3 protein-coding genes are annotated in these 4,224 nt (G+C 60.7%); all 3 read right to left on the minus strand.

The features are described from left to right. A partial coding sequence (locus RIF85_RS14875; RefSeq protein ID WP_309072680.1) for a sulfatase-like hydrolase/transferase occupies positions 1 to 1,163 on the minus strand: 1,163 nt, incomplete at its 3' end. Positions 1,164 to 1,398: 235 nt separating this feature from the next. Then, positions 1,399 to 2,139 (minus strand): GAF and ANTAR domain-containing protein, encoded by a 741-nt coding sequence (locus tag RIF85_RS14880; protein ID WP_309072681.1) that lies wholly within the window; start codon positions 2,137 to 2,139, stop codon positions 1,399 to 1,401. Between the two features lie 636 nt (positions 2,140 to 2,775). Next, a complete protein-coding gene (locus tag RIF85_RS14885; protein WP_309072682.1) occupies positions 2,776 to 4,164 on the minus strand; it encodes an FAD-dependent oxidoreductase in 1,389 nt (462 codons plus the stop codon). Between the last annotated feature and the right edge of the window lie 60 nt (positions 4,165 to 4,224).

The following is a 4,224-nucleotide window of genomic DNA, read 5'->3' on the forward strand; positions in this document are numbered from 1 at the left end:
TTCACAAAGCCAGCCACTTGGGTCATGGAGCAGGAGAACACCGAGGTGGTCGCGTCCTCCGTGTCCACGTCGCAGTAGTCGAAAATGTGCAGCGGCGCGTGTGTGTCCAGGGTCAACAATGTGAGGTTGAACGGCTCACCGGACTTCTCCGCCTCGGCGTGCAGCACGTCGACCTCTTCCTTGGCGTTCGCCATGAGGCGTTCATCGCTCAGGCCCCAGTCGCTGCGAAAGTTCTCCGCCGTTTCACCGGCTGCGCGCCAATCGGAGAGGTCCCTGATCTCGGAGTAGCCGTGACTGCTCAGGAAGACATCCTTCGCTGCGAAGGAGGCATTCGCACCGCCCAGAAAGACGTTGGTGTAGCCGTGCGCGTCCAGAACGTCACCCAGGCAAGTGACTCCACCCAGATAGGTATCGACTTCGCCGCCGAGACTGTTGAACGCGCCGGTTCCCATAGCGGAACTTGTGCCTTTCAAGGGGATGCCGCATTGGGTGGAAACGAGCCCGGCCATTGTCCAGCCACCACCTTTGTACTCGCGCAGGCTCTCGACGGATTGCCAACCATCCGAAGCCCGGGTGGCCTCCTTGAGTGAAGCAAAGGCGTCTTTTTCAAAGAGTTGATCATCCGCGATGGTTCCCTCACCTGACTCGAGATAGATCAACACCAGGTTCCGCTTGTGCACAGCGCTGGTGATGGTCGCCTCCACGTAGTAGTTGCCGATGTCATACGAGGAATTCGCCGCCTTGATGTAGTCCCACAGGCTGACTGTGCTGGCGAAGGAAGTGGTGCCGGCGATCACCAGCGCGGCCACCAGAGCGGTGAAGGCGGTGTGCGTGATCCATTGCAGTCGCCGCGGAAGGACGACGCCGTACTTCCGACGCTTGCGGCGTCGGAAGTATTGCCAGAGGGCGACCCCCGCGGTCATGAGTAGAGGCAGTACACCGATCCCGAGGATGCCGGTCCAGACGATGGCTCCGCCTCCGCCGTTGGTTTCTACGGAGACGAGGTTTAGGAGCATCTGACCCACCGAGATCTTGCCCCAGTAGAAGCGGATGCCGACAGCGGCGATGAGCAACGTGAGCCCCGCCCAGATCAGGGCGTAGACACACACGCGCCCCAGGACGGCGCCAACCCGCCGGCTCACGTGAAGAATTTGGCCGGACATGGCACCACCTCGCGTTCCAGATGCTCGAACGTCAGTCGGAGAACACTTTGGGTTCCAACTCGATCTCTTGCCCATATAAGGCCAGTCCCGCCATGCTACTCGTTCAACGGCGGTTCACCCGTTCCTGAGGTCCCATACCGCAGGGACGAACCGCGTCCGTCTTCGGACAGACTGGTTGAGAACCTCATATTGCTCATATCTTCCTCGGCACTTCAGGCTTGACCCACGAATGCTGTCAGTAATCGAAGTGTGTCGCGGGTTTCGAGTTCGCGTTGGCGCCGGCGACGATTTGCCCGGCAAGGTCACGCAGTTTGATGTTGCGGTGTGAGGACGCTTTGACCAGGAAAGTGAACGCCTCGGTTTGGCTGCACTGGCTCTGACTCATGATGATTCCCACCGCAATATCGATCGCCGTGCGTGATTCCAGCGCCGCTTTCAAGTTTCCGGCATGCTCGCTGTGTTGGGCGATGCGTACGGCAAGACGTAGCGAGCGGGAGGCTTCATTCGCGTACGTCCTTGCGCGTTCTATTGCTTCGTCAGTGAACTTGTTCACCGCATCCGAGTACAGGTTCAGCGCGGCTCTCGCTTCCCCTGCCAGATCGAAAGGGACCGCGAGAATTGAGCGCAGGCCGTGCTCCGAGATGATCTCGGCATACTGCGGCCAGCGCTCTTCCCGGCGTACGTCCGGGACTTCGACAATGACTTGCTCACGGGCGGCCCTCAGGCACGGACCATCATTGAAGCTGTATTGAATCTCATCCATGTTCTGGGCGTATTCGCTGCTACTTCCAACGGTTGCGGCTTTACGATCGCGTAGCAATGTGATGCCGCAGAGCATTCGCTCTCCAAAGCTCAGCGAGCGCACCGCATGCTGACAGAGCTCGTCGAGGAACTGACGTACATCGGAAGAATCAAGGATGGCGTCGTGAAGGTGGTGGTTGTCGTTAGTATGCGGATCGGTGAGATCGCTGCTCATCGCAGTGGGCTCCGGGTCTGTCCATGCAGAACGGCATCAGAAAGTCGTTTCCGTGCCCGGAGCATCACCAGCTACGCGAGGGACAAAAACTAGCATCCATGATGGCGTAGCTAATTGTCGGCCGTCTGCTTAACCTTGCGCCCAGCTTATCGAATCAACTACCGCACTCGCACACTCGGCACGCCGCCGTAAACCCACCGCACTTAGCCAGCTGGCCGTTGGCGCCAGCCCGCGCTGAGGGATGGCTGGGGACGAGCCGTTTCGTCGGGTATTCGGGTCCTTACCCCAATGCCGGCTCACTTGTTAGGTGATTTTCTCCGTCGCTGTGAGTGAGCGGTCCTCGGACCGTTGGAACCGGGATGGGGAGTGCCGGACACTTATGGGTATGGGGGGACCACGAGGCGGTACCAACGGACGGTGAGCTTTGGTCGCGTGTCATGATGGTTCCGCTTGCGCTGCCCTTTTCGTACTCCACCGGGACGAGGGTGTTCGGGCACAGCAGGCTGATCCAGTAGTGGGCTCCCCTAGGGGCTGAAGCTCGCGTTGCCTGTACAGTGCGCCTGTTCGCCGGACACGCGGTGCCCGCCTATGCAGTGCCCACACCGCGCATAGCTGAGTATCGAAACGGCAGTCCTTCTACGCGGCTCGTGTGAGTTCCGCCTGGGCCATATCAGGTGCGGCGGCGCTGGCAGGTCCAGAGTCGGTAAACGTGCTGTAGGAAGCGGCCTCCTGGAACGCGCCCCGAGGGGTGTCCAATCCGCGCAGGCCTGCGGTGTCGCGGCCGAGCCAGAGATTGTTCCACCACCCCCATATGACTCGCCACTTCCGTTCCCAAGTGGGAATGGCTAGGACGTGGTACCCGCGGTGTATGAGCCAGGCGGGAAAGCCTTTGATGACGACCGGCCCGGACTGGAATACGCCGGACCCAAGACCTAGGGTGGCGACGGCTCCAAGGTTGCGGTGAGAATATTCGCGTGCCTCGCCGCCGCGTAAGGTGTCTCGGACGTTTTTGGCTAGAAGCTTGGCTTGCCGGATGGCGTGCTGGGCGTTAGGCACTGTGTACCCGCCGACGCCACCACCGGTGAGATCCGGAATTGCTGCGTTATCGCCAGCCGTCCATGCATCCGGAATGGGGGCGTCGGTCGTTCCGATGCGAAGGTCGGCACGGGCGATGAGTCGGCCGCGGTCATCGACGGGCAAGTCGGTGTTCCTGGTGATGAGGGGGTTCGCGATCACACCGGCGGTCCATATGAGCAGGCCTGCATTGAGCGTTTCACCCGTGGACAGGGTGATATGCCGGTCGGCCGCCGAGGTGACTTGTGTGGAGAGGTGCACGGTTGCGTGGCGCCGGGCGAGGTGCCGAAGGACCCACCGGCTGGTCTCCTCGGAGACCTCTGGCAGGATTCGGTTCGTTGCCTGGATGAGGTGGAAGTGGGTTTCGTTGAGTGTCAGCTCGGGGTACTTCTTCAGGGTTGCTGTAACCAGCGACCGGAGTTCCCCGAAAGCCTCGATGCCCGCGTAGCCGCCTCCGACGAACACGACAGTCAGGAGTTTCTCCCGTTCGGGACCTGGCGGCAGGGCCGCGGCGGCGTCGATGTTGTGCAGTATGGCATCGCGGATGAGGACGGCTTCTTCAACGTTCTTCACCCCGATTGCACGATCGGCGATGCCGGGGATGGGGATCACACGGGTGACAGCGCCCCCTGTGACGATGACGATGTCGTAAGTCTTTCGAGCAGTGCGACCGTCGGCGAAGACCAAGCTAGCGGTGCGACTTCCATGGTGAAGGTAAGTGACCTTAGCGGTGATCATCCGTGTCTTTTTCAGGTGCCGCCGATGCACGATCACACTGTGTCGAGGTTCGATCGATCCTGCCAGCACCTCGGGAAGGAACGGCTGATAGGTCATGTACGGCAGCGGGTCCACAAGGGTCACCTCGGCTTCGCCTTGCCGCATATACTTTTCAAGCCGCCATGCAGTGTAGAAACCCGCGTAGCCGCCCCCAATGATGAGGATTTTGCGCATGAGAATGCGCCTCCAATTTCTATTCTTCGTGAACCGGCGTCACGGACGCCGTTCGGATCG

The organism is Arthrobacter sp. (assembly GCF_031179385.1).
Classification (GTDB): domain Bacteria; phylum Actinomycetota; class Actinomycetes; order Actinomycetales; family Micrococcaceae; genus Arthrobacter_D.

What these genes read in the sequence shown, in the direction of transcription:
- RIF85_RS14880 (WP_309072681.1), bottom strand. Translation starts at nt 2,139, where the DNA reads ATGAGCAGCGATCTCACCGATCCGCATACTAACGACAACCACCACCTT.
- RIF85_RS14885 (WP_309072682.1), bottom strand. Translation starts at nt 4,164, where the DNA reads ATGCGCAAAATCCTCATCATTGGGGGCGGCTACGCGGGTTTCTACACT.